Below are 2,173 nucleotides of genomic sequence, written 5' to 3'. Positions count from 1 at the left end.
GTAGTCGGGATTGAACGCGAAGATCTCGGCGTAGACGACGAACCAACGGTCAGTTGGACGGAACGCGGCAACGTCCTCACGGAGCGGATCGACCTGCGTTCACCGATCCTTATGAGCACGGCCGATCGTTTCAGGAAACAACGACGGATGCCCTCCATCGCTCACCGCAGTCGTCAAAATCTTTCCGGAGCCACTGGGTTCCTCCCTGTCCTACTCGCCAACCTGATCCCGCTCGTCGGTGTACTCCGTCTCGGCTGGGACCCCGCGACGCTCGCCGCGGTGTACGCGGTCGAAGTCGTGCTGTCGATCCCGCTGGCGGGCGCGAAGGCGCTGTTCGCAGCCCGACCGCCACCGGAAGACCGCGATGCGGGCGTAATAAGCGTCACCGAGGCGCCGCTGTCGAGCAAACGCGGCACAATTCACTCGATTTCGTGGCTGCCTCCCATTTACCTTCGGAATGTCCCGTTTGCGGCGGCCGTCTGCGGTGCGGTTGCGTGGATCGCACTGGTCGTTGGCGTCGCGTTCTCGCAGGTGTTCGACGTCCCGGCCCTGCTCGGTCGTCCGGGGGTACTCGCGTCGGCGCTCGCGCTGGTTGCGGGCGAGACGATCGACGTTGCCCGGGACTACTTGGGTCGGCGACGGTACGCAGAGACCTCACCGTATGCGGTTGTGGAGACGCCGACGAGGCGCGCGTTCTTCCTCGTGTTTGCCCTGTTCGCGCTCCCGGTGCTTGACGCGGCCGCGGGCGGTGTCGCCGTGCTCGCCGCGTTTGTCGCCGTGAAGCTGCTCGTCGAGTGGTCAGCGTTCCGGGCGACTCACGGAAATGACGCTTCCAGCGGTGGTCGGATCACCAGCTGGCTCGCCGGCCCGACTGACTCGCCGGAACCGCCAGAGCCGATCGCGATCCCCGACGTCGAGCCCGATGTCCGGGTCTCGGCTCATCGCCGAACTACCGTCGTCACCGCGGTCCTGAAGACGCTCACTCGCGTCGCCCCAATATACGCGACCGGCTTCTTCGTCGTCTGGCTCGTCGGTCTCGGGCTGTTCGTCGGTGACGCCTCCGGCGCAGTCGTCGTTGGATCCGGAATCGCTGTCCTCGCGCTGTACCTCGGTGCGCTCGCTGTGAACATCGCGGGGTTCGCGCTCACCTACGCACCGATCGAGTACCGGCGGTACGGGTGCCAGCTGATCGCGTACGACACGTGGCTTGACGAGCCGCAGTGGGCGACCTCCGTCGATCACCTTCGTGACGCAAGCGTAGTCCACACCCGGCTCCCGGATCGTACGTTTGGCACGCGAACTATCGAGCTGACCACCGGGTTCGGTGATAATGAGACAGAGCGGTTCGTCGGCCCGGTTGGCGACGGTGAGGCACTCGTCTCGGCGTTCGACGTACCAATTCAGTCCACCGATCTGCCGCCGATGAACCGACGAATCGCCGCGATCGCGATCGGTATCGGACTCGTCGTCGGTGTCGGTGCAGTCGCGTGGCTCGCCGGGCCATGGGGATCTACGGGCGAGCTCGTGCAGAGCCTTGTTCTGTTGCCGTTCCTCGTCTGGCCGACATGGTTGCTGTGGCGGCGAGCGTACACCGAACCGGAATGAGCGGTCCTGTTGGAACTCTCAGGAAGGGACATATTCTTGTCTGAAACACCCGGTTACTGAAGAGAGCATTCTGGTCGTCCCGAATTCTTATACGAACTCAAGGAGAATACCTGCTGCTTTAGCCGCAGGATGAATACGACAACGTGGGATCAATCCACGTTCGACGGCCTAGTTCGAATTTCCGATGCGTACTTTGAAGTTCCAAAACCACTATACGATAGTAAGGTTAGGTCGGAACTGAGCGGATGCCGAACGACCTTCGGAGGCGGTCTCCCCGCCGCTCAATGAGACAGTATCCGAAACACCGACGCGGTGAACGCAAATCCTCGAAGGGTTCGTCGTTGTGTCTGTCGGTCGAGCAAGCCGAAGATAACTCCGAGTCCGGCGACGTATCAGCGACTCCCTGCTGGCACAAACAACAGATGGAATCAACGGCGTCGAGGATAGGAGTATCGGCGGTTTGGCACCGCCAGTCAGCCACCGAACACGACGACTGGGTTAGATGTGAACTCCCGTGAAGCGGCGGAGTCATGGTTGCGAACCTGAAACTCCCACCGCTCGGGATTCC

The 2,173-nt window shown here is 62.4% G+C and carries 1 protein-coding gene; it reads left to right on the top strand.

The annotated features are described in order from the left end of the window. Positions 1-1,605: DUF6498-containing protein (locus tag DJ74_RS04795; RefSeq protein WP_254922139.1), on the top strand; the 1,605-nt coding region annotated here is incomplete at its 5' end. Between the last annotated feature and the right edge of the window lie 568 nt (positions 1,606-2,173).

It is taken from the genome of Halorubrum sp. Ea8, from assembly GCF_002252925.1.
Lineage (GTDB): Archaea > Halobacteriota > Halobacteria > Halobacteriales > Haloferacaceae > Halorubrum.
This window is presented reverse-complemented; position numbering and strand designations above follow the sequence as displayed.